Here is a 23,281-nt window from a genome sequence, read left to right as displayed (position 1 = left end):
AAAGGCTAAGGCTTAGCTTTTCCTTTCGTCGGCTGTCATTAATCGCGCGGCCAGCGCGTGATCCGAGAATTTTTCCGAAGCCCTGCCTATTTGCCGGCAATGGCCGCCGTGCGCTTCGTAGTTGTGCATGTAGTCATGAATGAATTCCATGACGGTATGATCGATCAGATAGCCGTCCGATAGATCAAAGACAACGGTTTTGCCCGGTTCCAGCGTAGCCAGCGCTTTTTTCAGCGGCAGGAAGTTAGAAAAAATCGCCGAACCCGTCAGTTTGACCACAACGGTATCATTATTCGGCCGGTCAATGTCAAAATGAATTTTAAACAGGTTCCTGAGCCAGACCCCGCGCAAAACATGAATGGTCAGTTTGACCAAAATACCGATGGCAACGCCGATCAATAAATCGGTTGCCAGAACTCCGATTATTGTGACCATAAAAATAAAGAACTGTTCTTTTCCGATGCCCATGACTTTGGCGAATTCCTTGGGCGAGGCCAGGCGAAAACCGGTATAGACCAGCAATGCCGCCAATGCCGCTAAGGGAATGCTGTGGATCAGGCGCGGGAAAAGCACGACGAACAGCAACAGCAAGGCGCCATGAAAGAAATTGGCCCAGCCGGTTTTGGCGCCGTTGTTGACGTTGGCGGAGCTACGTACGATCTCGGCGATCATCGGCATGCCGCCTATCAGGCCGGCGATCAGATTGCCAATGCCCACTGCCGTCAAGTCGCGGTCCAGATCGGAATGGCGTTTATAAGGGTCTAATTTGTCTACTGCGACAGCACTCAGCAGGCTTTCAAGGCTGCCTACCAGGCTGATACTGACCACGGCCTCCCAGAATTCGGCTGTCATAAGCTTGGAAAAATCGGGAAAGTAAAAGCTGGACATAAAATTGTCGGATATCGCCACCAGAAACCTCGGACCGACCGTTGCTTCGTGATGGCTTATGAAAGGCGCATCCGGCAAAAACAGATACATATGCTCGTGATTCAAGTCGAAATAACGGCCCAGACCCATGCCGGCCAGCACGACGAGAATGGGCGCCGGAATCATTTTCAGCGTAGGATTTTTCAGCAGCGACCAGATGACCAGAATGATCAGCCCAGTCAAGCCGATCAGGGCAATTTCCGGATTAGGGTGCAGCAAGCTATGCGGAATCTGCGCCATGGTCGAAAACAGACTGCCATCCTCAGGCGTCACGCCGAGCATGACGTGGATCTGTTTGGTCATGATAATGATGCCGATCGCGGCCAGCATGCCGTGCACGACCGATGCCGGAAAAAAAGAACTGAGGCGGCCGGCCTTAAAGACACCCATCAGAATCTGCAGCACGCTGGCAACGACGATCGCCGCCAGCGTATAGCGGTAGCCGGCCATCGCATCGCCTTCTCCCAGCGTCTGCACCGCGCCCAGAACTACGACGATCAAGCCGGCGGCCGGTCCGTTGATTGTCACGTATGAACCGTTGATGCGTGAAACCAGTATGCCGCCGATAATGGCTGTAATAATCCCGGCCGAAGGCGGGAACCCGGATGCCATCGAGATGCCCAGGCATAATGGCAAGGCAATAAGAAATACCAGAAACCCGGACAGCAAATCGCTGCGCCAGTGCTCTTTCAAGCCAGCCAGTCCGGTTTTAGGTAATGCCGATAGCGAAGTCTTGATCATGGTTAAGTCCTCACAATGCTAAAAATTTGTGTATTCAGAACACTGAGAAAGCACTTATCATGCCAATTATATGGTTAAACTTAACCTTATGATTTATTGTAAAAAATATTGATTTATTAATTCATCCGACGGTGGCGTGATTAAAAAAGCGAAGGTGCAAAACCACCATCATCGGTTTATTTGCACCGATGAGCTGGAAAGCACCCAATGCACTTTTCAAATTGATTAAAGCTAGCGAACCCGTTTCAATATCCGCAACAAGTCAACCCATATAAGTTTTTGTACTGATTTACCGGATAAATGCTTTTCGATATAAATTCAGCATAAATGAAAATGAGTTTTCAGGATTCTAATCTCACCCAGGGACAGAACAGTGACGGGCGTTATCATGGCTAGAAAAATTCATTGGCATTTTTACTTTGTTAACTCTACTGATAAAGCCACAAACCAAATCGATCGATTATGAATATAAAAAAAATCGTCTTATCCGTTCTGCTGTTATTTGGGGGAATCCTGACTGTCAAATTTGGTGTTGACGCCTTTAGTGTCGACGCGCCTGAAGCCGTTACGCAAGCCCGGACGAACATGCCTCAAAATGTTAATCTGATTGACGATAGAACTTTTGATATGCCCGGTTCGGGTAATTGCGATGGTTGCCATGCCCAACCTAATCGCTCTGCTGAGGCCATGGTGTCGCCCCCGGTGATTTATGACCAGCACATACAGCGGATATGAAAAAATCAGTTTGGCTGAAGGCGATGCCCTGGTCATAGTGGATCTGCAAAACGATTTTTTGCCTGGCGGCAGCCTGCCGGTGCCTGGCGGGGAGCAGGTGATATCGGCGCTGAACGGTTACATTGAGCGATTTGCCCGGCGTGGGCTGCCCATATTCGCAACGCGCGATTGGCATCCGAAAAATCACAGTTCCTTTATTGAACAGGGCGGACCGTGGCCTGAGCACTGCGTTATCGGCACTAAGGGCGCGGAATTCTCGGCCGCCCTGCATCTTCCGGCGTCCGTACAGATTATCTCGGCAGGAACTGAAGTTGAGCGCGACGGCTATTCGGCCTTCGAAACGCCTGTCTGCAAACAGCAGCTCGACAGTGTCGGCGCCAGACGTTTGTTCGTCGGCGGGCTTGCTACCGATTATTGCGTTTTGAATACAGTGCGCGATGCGCTGGCTCTGAACTATCCAGTTTTCTTGCTGACCGATGCCGTGCGGGCCATTAATGTTCAGCCCCAGGATGGTCAAAAGGCCATCGACGAAATGATTCAAAAGGGCGCTAAACTCATTACCTTGTCCATGATTCCATGATCTCCGGCAGTGCATTGCTGACTGATCTCTATCAGTTGACCATGCTGCAGGGTTATTATGAACAGAACAGGGAAGAGCCTGCGGTCTTCGAGTTTTTTATCCGGAAACTGCCCAAGTCCCGCGGCTATATGGTCGCGGCGGGGCTTGCCCAGGCTTTGATTTATCTCCAGGAACTGCAATTCTCCTCGAATGAAATTGATTGGCTCGCCAGTACAGGACAGTTCAAGCCGGCTGTGCTCGATCGGTTCGCCGCCTTCAGATTTACCGGCGATGTGCATGCAATGTCCGAAGGCACCGTATTTTTTCCACATGAGCCGATTTTGCGCATTACCGCGCCGCTGCCGGAAGCGCAGCTGGTCGAAAGCAGGCTCATCAATCTGCTGCATTTCCAGACCCTGATCGCTTCCAAGGCCGCGCGCTCGGTATTGATCGCGCCGGACAAACTGCTCGTTGATTTCGGCATGCGCCGCGCTCATGGTGGCGAGGCTGCGCTGCTGGCGGCACGGGCCAGTTATCTGGCCGGCTTCGACGGTACCGCGACGGTGAACGCTGGCATGTATTTCGATATTCCGACTTACGGCACGATGGCGCACTCCTTCGTACAGACATACGACAGCGAAAGCGAGGCCTTTATCGATTTCGCAAAAGCCAATCCGGATAATGTCGTGTTGTTGATCGACACCTACGATACCGAGGCGGCCGCGCAGAAAGTCGTCGATCTGGCCAATACGCTGCAATCGCAAGGCATAAAAATTAAAGGCGTGCGCATCGATAGCGGCGATCTGGCCGAACACGCCAAAAAGGTCAGAAGGATTCTCGACCAAGGCGGTCTTCAGCAGGCCACCATTTTTGCCAGCGGCAGTGTTGATGAATACAAGCTTGAAGCATTGACGGCGCAGCAGGCGCCGATAGACGGTTTCGGCATCGGCACGCATCTGGACACCTCGGCCGATGCGCCTTATTTCGACTGCGCCTATAAATTGCAGGAATATGCAGGCATCACCCGACGCAAACGCTCGGAAGGCAAGGCAACCTGGCCCGGGCGTAAACAGGTTTATCGTAATTATGATGACAATGGCTTCATGTGCGGCGATACCGTGACGGTTGAAAACGTTCCATGCACGGGAGAGCCGTTACTGCAACCGGTCATGCAGGCCGGACGAATCGTGACGCCGCAACCTTTGCTGACGGCATCCAGGGAATATGCCAAAAGACAGTTAAGCCGGTTGCCAGAGGCATTACGCCGGCTTTCTGACATGTCCGAGTATCCGGTGATTATTTCTGCCGAGCTGCACGCGCTGGCGAAAAGCGTGGATGAACAGACCCTCTTTTAATTCACCTTCCTATACGATAAAGCGGAACATTGTTTCGGGCTTAAGGTGTTGCTCGCTTATAGCTTTTATGAAACATCAGCAGCAACAATGCCAGCATCGAAAACGCTGCACCGGCATAGAATGTCATATCCGCGCCATAACGGTCCCATAACCAGCCGGCAATGACGCTGGCCAGCAGCATAAACAGGCCGGTTACGAAATTGAATAGCCCGAATGCCGTGCCTTTCAAATCCTGGGGCGTGGCAGCAGCAATCATGGTCGCCAGAATGCCTTGCGTAAATCCCATGTGCAGTCCCCATAAAGCGACGCCGCACATGACGACCAGAGCCGAATGGGCCCGGGCTAGCGCTAAATCAGCCAAAGCCAGCAAAACGAGACCCGCGGCCAGCAAGACCTTCTTGTTCACATGGTCCGATAAGACCCCGGCAGGATAAGCCGACACGGCATAGAACAGGCTCATCACGACCATGACCATGGGAATCCAGGTGACGGACAGGCCTGTTTGCTCGGCCCGCAATATCAGAAAAGCCTCGCTGAACCGGGCCAGCGTAAAGACGGTGCCTATGGCGACAACCCACCAGTAGTGTCTGGAGAAATCCTTAAGAAAAGCCAGCTTTAAGGGCGAACGGAATGGGTGCGGCCTGGTTTTTGCGACGGGTTCCTTGACGCCGGCCATAATTAAAACAATCGTGATTGCCGCGGGCACAACGGCAAACCACAATGGCGCCTTCATATCGCCGTGGTAAAGATACAGCAACACTATGGCAGCAAGAGGACCGAAAAACGCGCCCACTGTATCCATGGATTGGCGAAGGCCAAAACAGGCGCCACGAATGTCTGAAGGGGCCACATCGGCAATCAGGGCATCGCGCGGAGCGCCCCGAACGCCCTTGCCGATTCTGTCCAGGAAGCGCGCCGTAAAGACCGTTTCCACAGAACTTGCGAGAGGAAACAAGGGTTTGGTAAGCGCCGCCATGCCATAACCGGCCAGGATAAGCCATTTCCGGCGGCCGAAAAAATCACTTAATGCGCCTGAAAATATTTTGACGATCAGCGCAGTCGCCTCGGCAATGCCTTCGATAAATCCGACGGTCAATGCATTTGCGCCCAGCACAGTAACCAGAAACACCGGCAATATGCTGTGTACCAGTTCCGAAGACACATCCATGAACAGGCTGACATAACCCAGCGTCCAGACGGTGCGCGGGATTTTTGATGATTTTCTTATAAACACAAATCTATCCTTGTCCCATCAGGCATTGATCTTAAACGCATATAAAATCGATGCCGCGAATAAAAATACCAACCAAGCCGCCGCTGCCGTAACCGAGCGGTTGCGGGCAAGCACGACAGCATAAATCGCCTTCAGCAGATTATTGCTGCCGCTGGCCAGTATCACGGCGGAAACAATGGCCGAAGCGGATACGGTGAATTCGCCGCTCAGCAGCGACAGGATAAAAGGATCGATATCGGTAAAACCGACAACGATAGCCAGAAAATTCAGCCCGCGGCCGCCATAGTTGCTAGTTACGTATTGCGTGATGGCGGCAAATATCATAAACGACAATGCGAACACAATGGCGGTCGATAACTCCAGCGGATGCTCAATAGTGCCCGCAGCGGAGGGCTGCGATAAATCATCCTTGAAGCGGAACAAGGTGAAAACTGTGCAGATAGACAACAGAATGGCTGCAAGAAACGGAGCCAGCAGGCGCTGGCCGGCAGCAGGGGCAAAAAGAAAAATAATGGCCAGCAGCCGGATATACATCATGGCCGTTGCCATAATCAGCGCTGATGAGACAAAAGGAGCGGCCTCCGCCAGATGATGAGCGCGGCGTCCGATAACAACGGTGGCGACGGTGCTGGAATAAAGACCGCTCAAAATGCCGGTTATCATCAGGCTGCGGCTCTTGAAAAAATAAGTATTGATCAGGTAGCTTAAATAAGAGAATCCGGACACGATGATTACCGCCAGCCAGACCTTGTCATAAGTAACGGGCATCATCGGCCCGATGGGCTCGTTGGGCAGCAGCGGCAGAATGACGCCGGAAATGATCAGGAATTTGGCCAGCGTTACGATTTCCTCATTGGCCAGTTTATCGGAAATACGATGGATTAACGGCTTCTCGCCGAGCATTAAAATCAGCAAAACGATAAAAAGTATCAGAAACCAGCTGGGGAAAAGACTGACGATAGGCCCTGTCAGATAAATCAGCAGCGCAAGCAAAGCACTGAACAGCGACAGCATCCCTTTCAAGGATAAGCGCCAGTAATAAATCAGCAGCATGCTTCCGAGCAGAAGCAGGCCGTAGCCGAACAAAACATGCGTGGCATCGATGGTATACAGAATGAATCCCAACAAGCCGATCAGAACAAAAGTCCGCGTGCTGCCAAAATGGAATTTATACTGATTCATGCGCTGATAACGGCGAAATTCCAGGCCGACTACAAAAGAGAATGCCACAGTCAGGGCAAACTTAATCAAGAGGGGAGGAATGGCATCTGGAAATTCCATGATCTGATCCTTGAGCAGCTATTGCGGTCAAGATGGTACCGGGTCTTGAAATATTGGACTCCGATTGACAGGCATCTATCACCGGACATTTTTTTATTTCCATATTGCTCTTTATGAGATTTAATAACGCATCTGTTCATTTGCGCCTTGAAGATAAAGAGAAGGGTATTGACTTAAGTACATTTACTAATTATGTTGCGCGCACAAATGCGATATAAGTACCGCCACTCGAACGTAAGTACCTCAGAGTCTTCAGTTACGTTATGTTTATATCGCATTGAGTCATTGCCTCAGACTGCAATGATCGGCTCCTGGTCGAGTAACATTTTTAACATGATGTTTGTATAATTTTGCGTTTCAAGCATTGTTGCAGACACTGAATAACAATTTTTTTATGGTCGATTGAAAAATGAATATGAAAGCATCTCAAGCTGAATCAGATAAAGCTCTTTTAGAGGACGCCGCCCAGGATCAATCTGCGCCGGAACCCGAGGCTAGTAGCGACACCAAAGGTGAAATTGACCTTGATATCGAAGATTTCGATTTAAGCGAAGATTACATCATGATGCCGGCAGAAAATGACAAGGTAGCCAAGAAGATGGCCGCGCGGAGAAAAATTGAAATGTATTGGGAGAAAAAAAGATTGAAAGAACAGCTAGGCGAGTTTGATGATTTTGACCTTGATTTCGATTTTTAACCGTTACTGCATAAAGCAAATTAACTTAGTCTGCCCCTGAACATTAAAAACGAAATTTTCGATGCCTTGCAAATTTCCCTGATCAAGGGAAATTACTTTCCATAATCAAGTCACCTTGAAATTGCATTTCTCATCAGCCGGTTTTTTGAATTGTTTCTCTCCATCAAAATCTATTGAATCTAAGATAACCGCATAAGTAGTCATTCGAATTATGTGGCTTTCAATAATGCGGTATAAGCGTCTTTGTTATTTCAGATTTAGATAGCCGGTACATAAGCCGCGCCATTCTTGTCAAGATACAGCTTAAAATGACCTGGATGGCGCGATATTCCCTCTCAACAGGGCTGCTGGCAGGACGCTATGAACCGACATCAGCGATTGCATTGATGAGTAAAATAGCGAGGGCATGACAATGAGAGAGATGCAGCAAATGCTGTCGGATATTGAATGGGAGGTCAAGTTAACCCGCAATATGATCGGCAAGGCAGCATTGAGCGATCGTGTTATGGCCGCCATAAGGCATGTGCCAAGGCACAAATTCATACCCGATGCTTTGCGCGAGTACGCCTACCAGAATGGCCCCGTACCGATAGGTTTTGGGCAGACGATATCACAGCCCTACATTGTCGCCTTGATGAGCGATTTGTTGAATACCAAGCCCTCCGATGTTGTGCTGGAGATTGGTACAGGCTCGGGCTATCAGGCCGCCATTCTTTCCGAATTGGTCAGGCAGGTCTACAGCATTGAAGTCATTGATGATCTGGCGACAATGGCGCGCGCCCATCTGCGTGAGCTGGGCTACGATAATGTAGAGATCCGGACCGGCGACGGAAATCTGGGCTGGTCGGAGCATGCGCCTTATGACGGCATCATAGTCACCGCCGCGGCGCCGCATATCCCTCAAGCCCTGATTGATCAATTGCGCACAGGCGCCCGTTTGGTCATCCCTTTGGGCCAGCCTTACAGCGCTCAGGAGCTGATGGTCGTGGAGAAAAAACCGGATGGGAAAATCGAAACTCAGGAAATTCTTGACGTCGCTTTCGTACCGTTAGTCGAAGTGCCGCGCTCTGGCACGTCTCATGAATCAGACAGGCAAAATCCAATGTAGGGTACGCATCGCGTACCCGCAATAGGAATTGCGTTTCGAAAATGGTACGCGGTGCGTACCCTACATCCTATTCTGAAGCAATTTCTGCAACTCAAGCGCATTGTGGGGCGCGGCGCCCTGAGCCGTATTGTCGAAATAAACATGCACCTGCTTGTCCTGCTTCAGCCACTGCTCTATGCGCTCGGCCCATTGCGCCAATTCAGGCTCGCTGTAACTGGACACGTAGGTTTGCGTATGGCCATGCAGGCGAATGTAAACCAGATCCGTAGTAACGCGATCCCACATAGGCCAAGCTTCGGCATCGGATAGGCAAACGGCAATGCCGGCTTCAGCCAGATAGTGCGCTGTTTCGTCATCGAACCAGGAGGCGTGCCTGAACTCCACAGTATGGCGAACATTCTTCCATTGCAGCAGAGCGGCGATAAACCGCTGCAGCTTGACCAGGTCTTTTTTGACCAGGCCGGGCAGCTGCCATAGTACGACGGCCAGTTTTTCTTTCAGTGCTTCGGCGTGATTTTTTTCAATCAATACCGATGCGGCCGGATCCATTAGTTTCTTGTGATGAGTCAGATAGCGGTTGGCTTTGATAGCAAACCTGAAGTTTGCCGGCGTTTCCTGGGCCCATTTTTGGAAAGTGTCGGGGCTTTGCAAACGATAAAAAGTCCCGTTGATTTCCACGGCAGGGAATTGTTGCGCATAGAACTTTAACCGATCCCTGCGAATAATGCCCGCATAGAAACCATCCTGCCAGTCCGGATAATTCCAGCCGCTGGTGCCGATATAAAACTGCGACACGTCAACCCTTCACGCAAATGACGGGCTCCAGCCTGGCTACTTTTTTCGCCAGGCCGGCCCTGTCAGCCACATCGATCACTGCATGGACGTCCTTATAAGCCAGAGGCGCTTCTTCGGCAACGCCGCGCATCGAGGCGCTGCGGATAATGATGCCCTGGTTTGCCAGTTCATCAACCAATGCCCGGCCGTGCCATTGATGGGTCGCCTGGTGACGGCTCATGGCCCGGCCTGCGCCGTGACAGGCCGAACTGAATGAGCGCTGTTCGCTGTCTTTTGTGCCGCAGAGTACATAAGAGCTGGTTCCCATCGAGCCGCCGATCAGCACCGGCTGTCCGACATGACGGTATTCCGGCGGCAAGTCGGGGTGACCGGGGCCGAAAGCCCGAGTGGCGCCTTTGCGATGAACGAACAGATTTCTTTTCTGCCCATTGATGGTATGGGGCTCCAGTTTGCAGGTGTTGTGCGAGACATCGTATAACAAATCGATATGGAGGCCGGGAAATACCGACTCCACGGCTTTGCGGGTCAAGTGCGTGATGATCTGGCGATTGGCCAGGGCGCAGTTGATGCCGGCGCGCATGGCTCCCAGATAGTGTTTTCCCAGCGGAGAATCCAGCGGCGCACAGGCCAGTTCGCGGTCAGGCAAAGTAATATGGTATTGGGAGGCCGCCATGGCCATATCTTTCAGAAACTCGGTGCCGATTTGATGACCCAATCCTCTGGAGCCGCAATGAATGGTGATGACGATGGCATCGGGTTTCAGGCGAAAAACATTGGCTAGAGATTGATCGTAAATATCAACGACCCGTTGCACTTCGAGATAATGATTGCCGGAGCCTAATGTGCCCATCTCGTCTTTTTGCCGTTCCCGCGCTTTGGTAGACACATATTGGGGCTCGGCACCGGCCATGCAGCCGCGTTCCTCGATGAAGTCCAGATCCCGGGAGACGCCGAATCCCCGCTCAACGGCCCATAAGGCGCCGCCTTTCAGCATGGCGATCATTTCGTCATGATTCAGGTGGATGCGCCCTGTGCTGCCGACGCCTGCCGGGACGGTGCGATACAGCTCATCCGCCAACTGCTGCTTGTGTGGCTGTAGATCGGCCATATCAAGGCCGGTCAGCAAAGTGCGCACGCCGCAGGAAATATCAAAGCCAACGCCGCCGGCGGAAACCACGCCGCCCAGTGCCGGGTCGAAGGCGGCGACGCCGCCGATAGGGAAGCCGTAGCCCCAGTGCGCATCAGGCATTGCATAGGCCGCTTCGACGATGCCAGGCAATGAGGCCACGTTGGCGATTTGTTCATGGACTTTCTGGTCCATGTCGCGCAGCAGCTTTTCATCGGCATAAATAATGGCCGGAACGCGCATGGGGCCTTGAGCCGGAATTTCCCAGCAGGTTTCATCGCGTTGTATGAATTGAGAAGTATCCATGAGTATCCTTTAAACGTCGACGACGCATTGGGTAACCCATAGGCCGTCCGGTTGCTGATAAACATGCAGTTCGGTCAGTGTTGCGCCTTTGATTTCCACGGCAGGCTGGTGTTTTCCCCGATCAACGGCTTCCCCGAAGGCCGTCGCCGTCAATTCTCCGTTATTGATGGACACCTGAAACCGGCTGAACAACAGGCCGCGAACGGCCATGGCGTAAATCAGTTCGTTGATCCAGTCCAGAAACAGATATTCGCTGTCGGGCTCTTGGCAGTGAATCGGGATCGCTTCGGAAGGCAGAACCTCAGCGGGATCGGTGATGACTGCCGTCATGGCCAGCGCCGCCTGTTCAAATGCCTGTTCGAGCGTCGGCGCGATGCCGCGTATGCCCATATCGGCTTCGTGTGCAAAATGTTCCCAATAAGGCGCCATGGATTTCTTTTGCTTTCGTCGGTAATTGTCGAAAATATTAATGTTACGACGAAAAATAATGTCCGGATATACAGAGGCTTACCTAAGTATTGATACTGATTACCATCCTGTTATATATCAGATATAACTGAAAACAATTTGGTTCAAGCGCTTCAAAGTATACGAATGCCTTGAGTCAAATCTACAATCTTGAAAATTGATGTCAGCAGGGGAATAGATTATTTTTCAGATTGAGCTTCTGAGCCAGTCCTTCTGTCATATCTTAAGTGAAACATGCCAGTATCACGCTGTTTGGCTTCACGATGCCTATAACCGACAATCTGATAAGACATTATGCCATTACGCAATTTTGAACTTTCCATGTGGGCCGAAGCCTGCGAAGTGCTGGAACGAGCTGAACGACTGCACCGGCAGTTTTTCAGGCCCGCCGCGTTGCGCGCCAGACGTCCGGCCTGGGAGCCGCCGATTGATATTTATGAAACCCTGGATGAATTCACAATTATAGTCGCGTTGCCGGGGGTGCAGCCGGAGCATATCAGTGTATCGCTTGAGGATGGTCAATTAATCGTGAGCGGACGGCGCTATTTGCCTGTAGACGTCGGGGCAGAGATTCAGCGGCTGGAGATTCCATACGGTCGGTTTGAGCGGAGCATTGAACTTCCGGAAGGGCGCTTTAATCTAGGTGGGCATGAATTCCTGAACGGTTGTCTGTTGATTATACTGCGGAAAATAGGATGACTTCTTATGCGGATCAAGGACCTTAAAGATTTAATTCTGGGCTCGAAGGGAGAATCTGAAGAGGATTCTTCGGCAACAATCCAACAGGCTCAGGGTGATTCGTCCAACATATCCGTTCCGAGTGATGCTCTGGTTATCGTGCCCATGCTCGGCACCGTACTTTTCCCTCAGGTCGTCCTGCCGTTAGTGATCGGTCGTAAACAATCGATTGCCGCCGTGCAGTATGCGGTTCGTTCCGAGAGGCCGATCGGATTGCTGCTGCGCCGCGACGACAAGGATGAAGATCCTGCGCCCGAAGACCTTTACACAGTCGGTACTGTGGCGGAGATACTGCGCTATCTGACTGCGCCTGACGGCAACCATCATATCGTCTGCCAGGGCATTCAGCGTTTTCGGGTGAAGGAATTCCTGCCGGGCTATCCTTTCCTTGTGGCGCGCTGGGAGGCTCATCAGGAATCTGATGAAACCACTAAAGATATCGATGCGCGCGTCGTAACCCTTAAACACAAAGCACTGGAAGTGCTTAATTTGTCAAAACAAGTACCCGATGAACTGGTCAGCGCCATTCAATTGATCAATTCGGCTCCTATGCTGGCGGATCTGATTTCCAGTTATCTGATCACGAAATCCGACGAGAAACAGCAGATATTGGGACTGTTCGACGTGCAGAAACGCATCGATAAAATCCTGGAGATGCTCAATTACCGGATTGAAGTATTAAAACTTTCCCATCAAATCAACGAGCAGACTCAGGAAACAATGGGGCAGCGCCAACGCGAGTTTGTCCTGAGAGAGCAACTGAAAGCCATACAGAAGGAGTTGGGCGAGGGTGAGGAAGGCGCGGTCGAGGTTGAAGAGATCAGCAACGCCATCGCAGCAGCGAAAATGCCTGAAGAAGTGGAAAAACATGCCCGCAAGGAGTTGAATCGCCTGAAGCAAATGCCGGAAGCCGCCGGCGAGTATTCAATGCTGCGTACCTATCTGGATTGGCTGGTGGAAATACCCTGGTCGGTTTCCAGCGCAGGGGATATCGATATCAACAGGGCTCGCGAAATTCTGAATGAAGATCATTATGGTCTGGAAAAGATCAAGCAGCGCATTCTGGAATATTTGGCCGTGCGCAAGCTGAATCCTGAAGGCAAGAGCCCTATCCTTTGTTTTGTAGGGCCTCCGGGCGTCGGCAAAACTTCTCTAGGGCGCAGTATTGCCCGCGCTACCGGGCGCGAATTCGTACGCACCAGTTTAGGCGGCCTGCATGATGAAGCCGAGATCAGAGGGCACCGGCGGACTTATCTGGGGGCGCTGCCGGGCATTATCATTCAGTCGATCCGTAAAGCAGGCATCAACAATCCGGTGTTTATGCTCGATGAAATGGATAAGATCGGCGCGGGCTTTCAGGGTGATCCTTCCGCAGCATTGCTGGAAGTGCTGGACCCGGAACAAAATTCGACTTTCCGCGATAATTACCTGGCGGTCCCGTTTGACCTGAGCCATGTCATGTTTATCGGAACGGCCAATGTCCTGGACAGTATACCCATTCCCTTGCGCGATCGCATGGAAGTGATAGAGCTGTCGGGTTATACGGCTGATGAAAAGGAGCAGATCGCCAAGCGTTATCTGGTCGGCAGGCAGCTGGAAGCGAACGGCTTAAAGCCCGAGCAATGCGCCATTACCGATCAGGCCATACGGACTATCATCCAGGACTACACGCGCGAAGCCGGCTGCCGGAATCTGGAACGCGAAATAGGCGCCGTGTTCCGTCATGTCGCCATGGATATTGCCGAAGGCAAGGTGGCTCAGGAAGTGATCGATGCCGAGCAGATTCCGGCCATTTTGGGGCCGAGAAAATTTGAAAGCGATGTGGCCATGCGCATCAGCGTGCCGGGCGTTGCGACAGGACTTGCCTGGACGCCGGTAGGCGGCGACATCCTTTTTATCGAAGCGACCCGCATTCCCGGCACCGGAAAACTGATTCTGACCGGACAACTGGGCGAGGTGATGAAAGAAAGCGCCCAGGCCGCATTGAGTCTGGTCAAATTCCGGGCGGCTGAATTTGGTTTGGGCGAGGAGCTGTTTAAAAAGACCGATATTCATGTGCATGTGCCCGCAGGCGCCATTCCTAAGGATGGGCCCAGCGCCGGCGTGGCCATATTCGTGGCGTTGTACTCGGCATTTTCCGAACAAATCGTGCAAAAGGACGTGGCGATGACCGGTGAAATCAGTTTGCGCGGGTTGGTTCTGCCAGTCGGCGGCATCAAGGAAAAAGTCATTGCCGCAGCGCGCGCCGGCATCAAAACGGTCATGCTGCCGGCGCGCAATAAAAGAGATTTTGAGGAAATACCGCAAGCGGTCAGGGATCAGCTTGAGTTTGTCTGGCTGGAGACAGTGGATGATGCGCTGGAGGTTGCGGTTGAAAAGACGGGCCGGAATAATCCTGAACCTACATGATAGGCAGCTGTAGGGTACGCATTGCGTACCTTCTCAAAGTTCTGATGAGACGGTAGCAGAAGAATGGTACGCGGTGCGTACCCTACAGTTGTGCATGATCAATAAATGATTTTCTGAGCTTTTAATGAGGCGTAAATATCATCAATAGACGCTTTATCGCTGTCGAAAGCCATATCCGACAGTTCTGCTTTGCTGTTCACGCATAAACAGATCAATCCGGCATTTTTGACGGCCTGAATGAGCGGTGCAGCCTCCTCGTTTTCCAGAATGGTCGTGGCATGCCCGGTATCGAATAGCCTTCTTTCCAGTTGATAAGCCGCTTCCTTGCCATTGGCGCCAGTCAAGGCGATAGCCGTTGCCGTCTGGCTGAACCGGGCCGCCCGTTCCGCCGCGCTGACCGGCTGTTGAACTTCATCTTCCGTATGGCCGGTGATCATGCCGGCACCCACCGTGCCGTTGGTCAGCCGGTCGATGATAATGAACGAGCCGCTGCCTTTAACGCGTTTGTAGGGATCGAATACTACGGGCGCGTTGACTGAAACCGTGCAGGAGCCGATCTCGTTGAGTTTCAATTCGTTGGCGTCATGGTGTTCCAGCGTATTGACATCGATGCGGTGGTGAATCATCGAGATGGAGCCGGGCACGTTGCGCGTGGCCAGCTTGATGATGTACTGGCGGCCCGGTGTCATGGCCTGCTCGGCCATCCAGACGATGCTCGCCTTGAATTTATCCGCAACCGTGGCAGGCGTTTTTTCAGCGCCGACAATCATGTCGCCGCGGCTGATGTCGATTTCGTCTTCCAGCGTCAGGGTTACGGCCATTGGCGGAAAAGCCTGATCAAGCTCGCCATCATAAGTCACGATGGCCTTGATTTTGCTGCTTTTACCTGACGGCAAGGCAGTAATGCGGTCGCCCTTGCGGAAAATGCCTGATGCTACCGTGCCGCAGAAACCGCGGAAGTCGAGGTTGGGGCGGTTGACATACTGCACGGGGAAGCGCGCGTCGTCGAAATTGCGGTCGTTGGCGATTTCAATGGTGTTCAGCGCTTCCATCATCGGTACGCCGGTAAACCAGGGCATATTGTCGCTGCGGTTGACCACGTTGTCGCCGTCCAGCGCCGACAGCGGGATAAAGGTAATATCGTGCAGATCCAGCGATTGGGTAAACGCCAGATAGTCGGCCTTGATTTTATTGAAGGTTTCTTCGCTGTAGTCCACCAGGTCCATTTTGTTGACTGCGACGATGATATGCCTGATGCCCAGCAGGGAAGCGATAAAGCTGTGGCGCTTGGTCTGGGTCTGCACGCCGTAACGCGCGTCGATCAGGATGACGGCCAGATCGCAGGTCGAGGCGCCTGTGGCCATATTGCGCGTATATTGCTCATGCCCCGGGGTGTCGGCAATGATGAACTTGCGCGTGGCGGTGGAAAAATAGCGATAAGCGACATCGATGGTAATGCCCTGTTCGCGTTCCGCCTGCAAGCCGTCAACCAGTAAGGCCAGATCGATCTTGCCGGCGCCCGTGGTGCCGGATTTGGCGCTGTCGGCCTGAACCGCGGCCAGCTGATCTTCATAGATCATCTTGGAGTCATGCAGCAGGCGGCCGATCAATGTGCTTTTGCCGTCGTCGACATTGCCGCAAGTCAGGAAGCGCAGCAATTCCTTGCGCTCATGCTGCGCCAGATAAGCATTGATATCGGTACTGATTAAATCTGATTGGTGTGACATAGTATTGTTTCTCTGAATTCCTGTTATTGGTTGCAGTGGCGGGCAATATTAAAAATACCCTTCGCGCTTTTTCTGCTCCATGGAACCGGCCTGGTCGTGATCGATCAGTCGTCCCTGGCGTTCAGAGGTTGTGGTCAATAGCATTTCCTGAATGATTTCAGGCAGCGTAGTGGCGGTCGATTCGACTGCGCCTGTCAATGGGTAGCAGCCCAAGGTGCGGAAGCGCACCATTTTCATTTCCACTTTGTCGTCCGGGCCGATCGGCATACGGTCGTCGTCGACCATGATCAGCATGCCGTCCTTATTGACAACGGGGCGTTCCTTAGCGAAATACAAGGGCACGATCGGGATGTTTTCCAGATGAATATATTGCCAGATATCCAGTTCGGTCCAGTTGGAAAGCGGGAAGACGCGGATGCTTTCGCCTTTATCGATTCTGCCGTTATAGATGTTCCATAATTCCGGACGCTGGTTTTTAGGGTCCCAGCGATGATTTTTATCCCGGAAAGAATAAACGCGTTCTTTCGCACGGGATTTTTCTTCGTCGCGCCGGGCGCCGCCAAAGGCGGCATCAAAGCGGTATTTGTTCAGCGCTTGCTTGAGTCCTTCGGTTTTCATGACGTCGGTGTGCTTTTTACTGCCATGAGTAAATGGCCCGATACCTTGGTCGACACCGTCCTGGTTGACATGGACCAGCAATTCAAGACCGAGTTCTTTAACCATACGGTCGCGAAATTCAATCATTTCCTTGAATTTCCAGGTCGTATCGACATGCATCAAAGGGAAAGGGGGCTTGCCGGGATAAAAAGCCTTCATGGTCAGATGCAACATGACGGCGGAATCCTTGCCGATAGAATACAACATCACCGGGCGTTCAAATTCGGCGGCTACTTCACGAATAATATGAATACTTTCAGCTTCCAGCTGTTTGAGATGGGTCAGTTTATAATCAGTCATTAATAATCCGTCAGGAATGGGAATACCACGGTATAGTTATTGAGACAACTCAATAAGAAACCTTCTATTCTAATTTGATCAGGCAGTTAATGCCAGAATTGCTTGAAATTTATTGTATTGCGCCAGCTAGGGTTAATATCACTACCGGTTCTTGATAGGGCGGTAACCAAGATTTTGCATTTGCCGAAGAATCCAGTGTTGCCGCTTGAGTACATAGTTAGAAGGGCGGTTGGCATGCAGTATGATCGGATTGGGCAGCGTGGCCGCCAGGAGCGCGGCCTGAGCACGGCTGAGCTGTTTCGCAGGGATGTCGAAATAGTAGCGGCTGGCGGCCTCTATGCCGAACAAATGATCGCCGAATTCAGCTATGTTCAAATACATGACCAATATCCGCTCCTTAGTCCACATTATTTCGATCAATATCGTGAACCAGACTTCCAGTCCTTTGCGCAAAAAGCTTTTTGAGGGAGTCAGGAATAAATTTTTGGCCACCTGCTGGGAGATGGTGCTTGCCCCTCTCAGTTTGCCGCCATCCATATAGACATCAATTGAAGACTGTATGGAATCCAGATCAAATCCGGAATGCTGGAAAAACCGCTGGTCTTCGGAGGCAATCACGGCCGCCGAAGCATTGGAAGAAATTTTTTCCGAACTGACCCAAGTGTAGTCAATGGATTTAAACGTTTGATCGTCGACCAAATCTTCAAAATGCCGGTAGAGCATGAATGCCGATGTGGGAGCAGGGCACCAGCGCAATAATGCGCAGAGTGCGATAGACGTAACCAGAAAAGTCAGCAGCAGATAAAGCGCCGTATTTCGCAGTACGAGCCTTAGCGGCAATGACCGGAAGCCTCTGTTTCGCAGGTGTCGGGATTTTTTGGTCAAGTTGCTGAAAATTTTTATGTCTGATAGGGGCCTAATAGCCATTTAAAATGATTTGGAGACTGTCTGGTTAAATGGAAAATTTCAGGTTAAGGCGCGTTCTTCCGCGACAATTTTTTCCGTGGGTGAGCAATTTATTGGCAAAGTTTAAATTAAAACCAAGCTTACGCAATAAACTTATATATTTTTATAACGCCAGAATATATCAAAAACATGCATTTATTCGCATAAATAAACAGCAAATTTGACAGATATTTATTTTAATATCAGGATAATGGATTTTAAGATTAATAAAATAATAATGAAAATTGACGTCTTGTATGCAGCGGTTTCTTCCGGATCATTGAGGAAAATAGCCAGAGGTCTGGTTATGGCCCTGTTCCTTTCATCTGTTTCGGGGTGCGCCACAGTCGGCCATGAGTTTCCTGCCGGTCAGGTTTCAACTATTAAAATTGGCGAAACCACTCAGAATGATGTGCGCGCCACTTTCGGCAATCCCTGGAGAACCGGCATAGAGGATGGCTTGAGAACCTGGACTTACGGAATTTACCACTACAGCCTGTTCGAGGATGCCAGCACGGAAGATCTGCTTATTCGGTTTGACAAGCGCGGTATCGTTACCTCATTTGTATTTAATACTACCAAACGGTCAAAATAGTCCAAACAGGGTACATCATGTATTGCTCGCACCCTGTCTCTGACCGTTTTTTAAGCGACCCCCTCCGGGTTGCGGACCATCTCCAAGGCTAGCGCTTCGGCTACCTTGATGCCATCTACGGCCGCGGAAAGAATGCCGCCCGCATAGCCCGCACCTTCCCCTGCTGGATACAGTCCTCTGGTATTCAGGCTTTGATAGTCGGCGTTGCGCTTGATGCGCACAGGGGATGATGTTCGCGTTTCAACGCCGGTCAGTACGGCATCGTGCATAGCAAACCCTTTTATTTTTTTATCAAATGCCGGAATGGCTTCGCGTATCGCTTCTATCGCGTAATCGGGCAGGGCAGAACTCAGATCGCATAAGTGCACGCCCGGCGTATAGGAGGGCTGCACGGAACCCAGCGCAACCGAGGGACGCTTGGCCAGGAAGTCGCCTACCAGTTGCCCCGGCGCTTCATAGGTTTTGCCGCCCAGATCAAAGGCATGAGCTTCCAAGCGGCGCTGGAACTCGATGCCGGCTAAAGGGTGGCCCGGATAATCATCCGGTGTAATACCGACGACAATGCCGCTGTTGGCATTGCGCTCGTTGCGCGAATATTGGCTCATGCCGTTGGTCACGACATGGCCTGTCTCGGATGTGGCCGCCACCACCGTGCCGCCGGGACACATGCAGAAGCTGTAGACAGAGCGCCCGTTGCGGCAATGATGGACCAGTTTGTAATCGGCAGCACCCAGTAGCGGATGGCCCGCATTTTTGCCGAAACGGCAGGTATCGATCAACGATTGAGGATGTTCTATGCGAAAGCCGATGGAAAAGGGCTTGGCTTCAACGTAAACGCCGCGATCATAAAGCATTTTGAAGGTATCCCGTGCGCTGTGGCCGACGGCCAGCACGACGTGATCGCAGCGAATCGTTTCGCCATTGGCGAGTACGACGCCGCGCACCTGACCGTTGTCGATGTCGATGTCATCCACGCGGCTTTGGAAGCGTATCTCGCCGCCCAATGACTCGATGGTTGCGCGTATCTGTTCCACCATCGACACCAGCTTGAACGTACCGATGTGCGGCTTGCTGAGGTAGAGAATTTCAGCAGGCGCGCCGGCTTTGACAAACTCGGTCAGCACCTTGCGGCCGTAATGATTGGGGTCTTTGATTTGGGTGTGGAGTTTGCCGTCGGAAAAAGTGCCGGCGCCGCCTTCTCCGAATTGTACGTTCGACTCGGGATTGAATACGCTTTTGCGCCAAAGGCCGAAAGTATCTTTAGTACGCTCGCGCACCTCTTTGCCGCGCTCCAGCATGATGGGCCGAAAACCCATCTGGGCCAGAATTAAAGCCGCAAACAGTCCGCAGGGCCCGGTGCCGATCACGACGGGGCGAGACGGCAGATCCTTGGGCGCATGGGCAACAAAGCGATAAGTTGTGTCCGGCGTTAAGGCGATATGCGGATCGTCGCGCAGGCGCTTCAGTAAGGCTTGCTCATTGTCGGCTTCAACATCGATGGTATAAATAAGAAAAATCGAATCCCGATTGCGAGCATCAATACCGCGGCGAAATATTCTATAATTGATCAAATGTTCTGCGCTGAGGCCAAGTCGATCGAGAATAGCGGTTTTGATCATGCTTTCCGGATGATCGAGAGGGAGTTTAAGTTCAGTGATTCTCAACATGTAGTTTATTCCAGGATGCCTCTGTAAGAGGTCCTTGTATATTGCGGGTCAATGTGATGGGATAGGACTATTTTACCTTAATGGCCGTTTTCTTGTTAGTAGCTATTTAGGCGCTTTTTATTCAGTTATGCTTTTTAAAAAAATAAGGCATAGTGCAAACAAAACCATATTTACGTTGATAATAACCAGAACATGACCTTCGGTTTTGCAATGATCCGTCTATCAAAATATCTGTTATTAATCGGGCTTATTGCCGGCGCCTACTTTGCCTCTGGCTTACTGGGCCAAATGCTTAAAGTTCCGCCCAGTAATGCCGGCGCGCTGTGGCCGCCTTCCGGCATTTCTCTGGCGGCAATGCTCCTGCTGGGCAAGCGGATTTGGCCTGGTATATTTATAGGCAATTTCTGCATCAGCGCCTGGGCTTTCGGTTTCAGGGAAGAATCGCTGCTTATTTATGCGGTAACCGGCTTAGGGGCAGTGTCCTGCGCCGTTGCCGGCACTTATCTGATAAAACGTTTTATCGGTTTTCCAAATCTGCTGGTTGAAGATAAAAGCATTCTGCTTTTCATGTTGCTTGGCGGCCCCTTAAGTTGTCTGTTACCGTCAACCATAGCCATGATCGCCATGAGCCTGGCGGGCATCATTTCGGCATCTGAAATTCCCATCAATTGGGTCAGTTGGTGGGTCGGCGATACCATGGGGGTATTGGTATTCACGCCGTTGACGCTGATTGTTTTCGCCCAGCCTGAACATATATGGCGCAAGCGCCTGGTTTCAGTAGGCGTACCGCTTGTTATTGCGATCACTTTAGTCGTTGTATTCTTTTCGTATGTGCGAGAGGTCGATCAGCAGCAGCTTCAGGTAAATTTCAAAAATCAGGTCATTACCTTATCGCAAGCCTTAAAAAAACGTATTCATGGCGATCTGCATGCCATTAACAGTGTCCGGAGCTTTTTTGCGGGTTCCGATAATGTTGAAAATCAGGAATTCGCAATGTTTACCAAGCAGGCATTGTCTCCTTTTAAAGAGATAGAATCGCTGACATGGATAAGCCATATATCGGCAGGCGTCGGCAATATTGAATTCACTTCCATACTTAACAAGCGAATAACCGGCTTTCCAAACACTGATTCGGTATTTCCGGCAAATCCCAGCCACCTGCTAAAAGGTGATTTTACCTCGTCCGAATTTGGATACCTCTTGGTCGATGGTGATAAGGTTAAACTGGTGACGCCTGTTTTTAACAAAGCAAAAGACAATGAAAAGCTGCTGCGGGGAGCCATTGTAACCAGTATTTCGATTGATGAACTGGTGCGTGAATCGTTCAATGAATTGAATACAACAGGCAGTTTCTTGACTATCAGTACTTCTAAAGGCGCAGAGAACCAGAAAAAGATCATTTATTCCAATGCTGGAGAGCAGCAGGTCAAAGCTTCCGAACAATACGCATTCTCAGTCGCTGATCAACAATGGCGATTGAGTTTTTACCATGATTTGGTTTTGGAAAATTCCCGCATTTGCTGGCCGATATGGTGGGTTTTATTCAGTGGCTTGCTGTTTGCCAGCTTACTCGGCATCGGCCTTTTGATGCTGACGGGGCGTTATTTTCGGACGGAATCCATTATCGAGGAACGGACAGCGGCGCTACTGCAGGCAAAAAATGCCGCCGAAACGGCCAATAATGCCAAAAATCAGTTTCTGGCCAATATCAGTCATGAGTTGCGCACGCCGTTGAACGGCATACTGGGTTTTACGCAACTGTTGCAGAAGAGATCCTCACTCCCTGAGGACGTTAAAAAGCACGTCAATATCATCAAGCAATGCAGCGATAATCTTCTGACGCTGATTACCGATATTCTCGATATTTCAGCGATTGAGTCCAATAAAATTAAAATCGATATCGGGAATTTTGACTTCGAACACCTGCTGTCCAATCTGGTTGAAGTTTTCAAATTGCAAGCCGATGAAAAAAATCTGGTTTTAATTGTCAACAATGAAGTCACGCACCGGTATTTGAAAGGGGATGAAACGCGCATCCGGCAAATCCTTGTCAATTTGCTCAGCAATGCCATCAAATATACTGATTACGGCAGCGTGAGCATCACGTCAAGCTACTATAACGGCAATTTGATCGTTTCCGTTGGCGATACAGGCTGCGGAATTGCTCAAAAGGATCTGGAACAGATTTTTTCACCTTTTGTGCAGATCAATGCCTCTGATTTTGTCAGGGACGGGGTGGGCCTCGGCTTGGCCATTACCCGCGAACTGGTCGATTTTATGGGAGGCGATATCACCGTCACCAGTCAGCTCGGCAAAGGCAGTATTTTTTCAGTTTCACTGCCGCTGCCGATCAGCGCCAGAAATCAGTATGACGCAATCCCTCAGAAACAGGTCTCAGCCGAGAGAAATACTGCCACACGCGTATTGATTGCCGATGACAGCGAGATTAATTTGCTATTGCTGGCCAATATGCTTGAGCAGTATGGCTGTGTCGTCGATTCAGCCATAAACGGCCAGGATGCGTTGCAATTAATCAGCGAACGAGACTATCAGGTGGCGCTTATAGATATTAATATGCCGGTCATGACCGGTCTGGAATTGGTGAAAATTATAAGAAGCCAGCACAATCCGCTAAAAATCGCCGCTATCAGCGCCTATGCCGATGACCATAAGATAATGGAAGCATTGAATGCCGGGTTTGATTTTTATTTAACCAAGCCGCTTGATGAAAGCAAATTGATAAGAATATTAATGAGCGTGCGCCAAGAAGAAAAAATCACTGCTGGTGATCCTAAGCCGGTTAAGAAAAACTCGGTTTTGCCTGGTATAGGGAAAACATAAAAAGCCTGCGATAAGATTTAACAACCAGGTCATTTGCCAGAAAAACTTGTTAATAAAGACAGAAAGAGAC

19 protein-coding genes are annotated in these 23,281 nt (G+C 50.9%); 8 read left to right on the top strand and 11 right to left on the bottom strand.

Going from position 1 to position 23,281, the window contains the following annotated elements:
- Nucleotides 1-12: 12 nt before the first annotated feature.
- Together ACTNE6_RS11305 and ACTNE6_RS11300 are read right to left on the bottom strand one after the other, a co-directional pair.
- The gene (locus ACTNE6_RS11305) at nucleotides 13-1,668 is read right to left on the bottom strand and encodes a SulP family inorganic anion transporter (protein ID WP_442496765.1); all 1,656 of its coding nucleotides are present in this window, start codon (nucleotides 1,666-1,668) and stop codon (nucleotides 13-15) included.
- A 498-nt stretch (nucleotides 1,669-2,166) separates the two neighbouring features.
- Entirely contained in the window at nucleotides 2,167-2,328 is a 162-nt protein-coding gene (locus ACTNE6_RS11300) for a hypothetical protein (RefSeq protein ID WP_442496764.1), read from the bottom strand.
- A 49-nt stretch (nucleotides 2,329-2,377) separates the two neighbouring features.
- Here ACTNE6_RS11300 and ACTNE6_RS11295 point away from each other — a divergent pair, with 49 nt between their 5' ends.
- Together ACTNE6_RS11295 and ACTNE6_RS11290 are read left to right on the top strand one after the other, a co-directional pair.
- Nucleotides 2,378-2,983, top strand: coding sequence for an isochorismatase family protein (locus ACTNE6_RS11295; RefSeq protein ID WP_442496763.1), 606 nt, complete (start codon nucleotides 2,378-2,380; stop codon nucleotides 2,981-2,983).
- The gene (locus ACTNE6_RS11290) at nucleotides 2,980-4,317 is read left to right on the top strand and encodes a nicotinate phosphoribosyltransferase (protein WP_442496762.1); all 1,338 of its coding nucleotides are present in this window, start codon (nucleotides 2,980-2,982) and stop codon (nucleotides 4,315-4,317) included. The genes ACTNE6_RS11295 and ACTNE6_RS11290 overlap by 4 nt, the downstream gene beginning before the upstream one ends.
- A gap of 40 nt (nucleotides 4,318-4,357) precedes the next feature.
- Here the strand turns inward: ACTNE6_RS11290 and ACTNE6_RS11285 are convergent, their stop codons facing one another.
- Nucleotides 4,358-5,551, bottom strand: coding sequence for an MFS transporter (locus tag ACTNE6_RS11285; protein WP_442496761.1), 1,194 nt, complete (start codon nucleotides 5,549-5,551; stop codon nucleotides 4,358-4,360).
- A gap of 18 nt (nucleotides 5,552-5,569) precedes the next feature.
- The gene (locus ACTNE6_RS11280) at nucleotides 5,570-6,832 is read right to left on the bottom strand and encodes an MgtC/SapB family protein (protein WP_442496760.1); all 1,263 of its coding nucleotides are present in this window, start codon (nucleotides 6,830-6,832) and stop codon (nucleotides 5,570-5,572) included.
- A 415-nt stretch (nucleotides 6,833-7,247) separates the two neighbouring features.
- On the opposite strand from ACTNE6_RS11280, the gene ACTNE6_RS11275 reads away from it, so the two are divergent.
- Nucleotides 7,248-7,529, top strand: a complete 282-nt coding sequence (locus ACTNE6_RS11275) for a PA3496 family putative envelope integrity protein (protein WP_442496759.1) — start codon at nucleotides 7,248-7,250, stop codon at nucleotides 7,527-7,529.
- A gap of 406 nt (nucleotides 7,530-7,935) precedes the next feature.
- A complete protein-coding gene (locus ACTNE6_RS11270; RefSeq protein ID WP_442496758.1) occupies nucleotides 7,936-8,637 on the top strand; it encodes a protein-L-isoaspartate(D-aspartate) O-methyltransferase in 702 nt (233 codons plus the stop codon).
- 60 nt (nucleotides 8,638-8,697) lie between these two features.
- Here ACTNE6_RS11270 and ACTNE6_RS11265 read toward each other — a convergent pair whose 3' ends face one another.
- Genes ACTNE6_RS11265 through ACTNE6_RS11255 form a run of 3 tightly spaced genes read right to left on the bottom strand, consistent with a single transcriptional unit; the run spans nucleotide 8,698 to nucleotide 11,293 of the window.
- Nucleotides 8,698-9,432: a DUF72 domain-containing protein gene (locus ACTNE6_RS11265; protein WP_442496757.1), complete on the bottom strand. Its 735-nt coding sequence runs from the start codon at nucleotides 9,430-9,432 to the stop codon at nucleotides 8,698-8,700.
- A 1-nt stretch (nucleotide 9,433) separates the two neighbouring features.
- Nucleotides 9,434-10,864: an RtcB family protein gene (locus ACTNE6_RS11260; protein ID WP_442496756.1), complete on the bottom strand. Its 1,431-nt coding sequence runs from the start codon at nucleotides 10,862-10,864 to the stop codon at nucleotides 9,434-9,436.
- 9 nt (nucleotides 10,865-10,873) lie between these two features.
- Complete coding sequence (locus tag ACTNE6_RS11255; RefSeq protein ID WP_442496755.1) at nucleotides 10,874-11,293, bottom strand: archease; 420 nt, start codon at nucleotides 11,291-11,293, stop codon at nucleotides 10,874-10,876.
- 333 nt (nucleotides 11,294-11,626) lie between these two features.
- On the opposite strand from ACTNE6_RS11255, the gene ACTNE6_RS11250 reads away from it, so the two are divergent.
- Together ACTNE6_RS11250 and lon are read left to right on the top strand one after the other, a co-directional pair.
- Entirely contained in the window at nucleotides 11,627-12,031 is a 405-nt protein-coding gene (locus ACTNE6_RS11250) for an Hsp20/alpha crystallin family protein (protein WP_194970568.1), read from the top strand.
- Nucleotides 12,032-12,037: 6 nt separating this feature from the next.
- Entirely contained in the window at nucleotides 12,038-14,479 is a 2,442-nt protein-coding gene (lon, locus tag ACTNE6_RS11245) for an endopeptidase La (protein WP_442496754.1), read from the top strand.
- Nucleotides 14,480-14,577: 98 nt separating this feature from the next.
- Here lon and cysN read toward each other — a convergent pair whose 3' ends face one another.
- From cysN to mtgA, 3 genes are all read right to left on the bottom strand, one after another.
- Nucleotides 14,578-16,206 (bottom strand): sulfate adenylyltransferase subunit CysN, encoded by a 1,629-nt coding sequence (gene cysN, locus ACTNE6_RS11240; protein WP_442496753.1) that lies wholly within the window; start codon nucleotides 16,204-16,206, stop codon nucleotides 14,578-14,580.
- Nucleotides 16,207-16,254: 48 nt separating this feature from the next.
- Entirely contained in the window at nucleotides 16,255-17,163 is a 909-nt protein-coding gene (gene cysD / locus ACTNE6_RS11235; protein ID WP_442496752.1) for a sulfate adenylyltransferase subunit CysD, read from the bottom strand.
- A gap of 141 nt (nucleotides 17,164-17,304) precedes the next feature.
- Nucleotides 17,305-18,090 (bottom strand): monofunctional biosynthetic peptidoglycan transglycosylase, encoded by a 786-nt coding sequence (mtgA, locus tag ACTNE6_RS11230; RefSeq protein WP_442496751.1) that lies wholly within the window; start codon nucleotides 18,088-18,090, stop codon nucleotides 17,305-17,307.
- A 256-nt stretch (nucleotides 18,091-18,346) separates the two neighbouring features.
- Here mtgA and bamE point away from each other — a divergent pair, with 256 nt between their 5' ends.
- Complete coding sequence (gene bamE, locus ACTNE6_RS11225; RefSeq protein ID WP_442496750.1) at nucleotides 18,347-18,703, top strand: outer membrane protein assembly factor BamE domain-containing protein; 357 nt, start codon at nucleotides 18,347-18,349, stop codon at nucleotides 18,701-18,703.
- Between the two features lie 50 nt (nucleotides 18,704-18,753).
- On the opposite strand, the gene ACTNE6_RS11220 is transcribed toward bamE, so the two are convergent.
- A complete protein-coding gene (locus tag ACTNE6_RS11220) occupies nucleotides 18,754-20,370 on the bottom strand; it encodes an NAD(P)/FAD-dependent oxidoreductase (RefSeq protein ID WP_442496749.1) in 1,617 nt (538 codons plus the stop codon).
- A 210-nt stretch (nucleotides 20,371-20,580) separates the two neighbouring features.
- Here ACTNE6_RS11220 and ACTNE6_RS11215 point away from each other — a divergent pair, with 210 nt between their 5' ends.
- A complete protein-coding gene (locus ACTNE6_RS11215) occupies nucleotides 20,581-23,211 on the top strand; it encodes an ATP-binding protein (RefSeq protein WP_442496748.1) in 2,631 nt (876 codons plus the stop codon).
- Nucleotides 23,212-23,281 lie beyond the last annotated feature (70 nt).

It is taken from the genome of Methylobacter sp. sgz302048 (assembly GCF_052162025.1).
Taxonomy (GTDB): domain Bacteria; phylum Pseudomonadota; class Gammaproteobacteria; order Methylococcales; family Methylomonadaceae; genus Methylobacter.
This window is presented reverse-complemented; position numbering and strand designations above follow the sequence as displayed.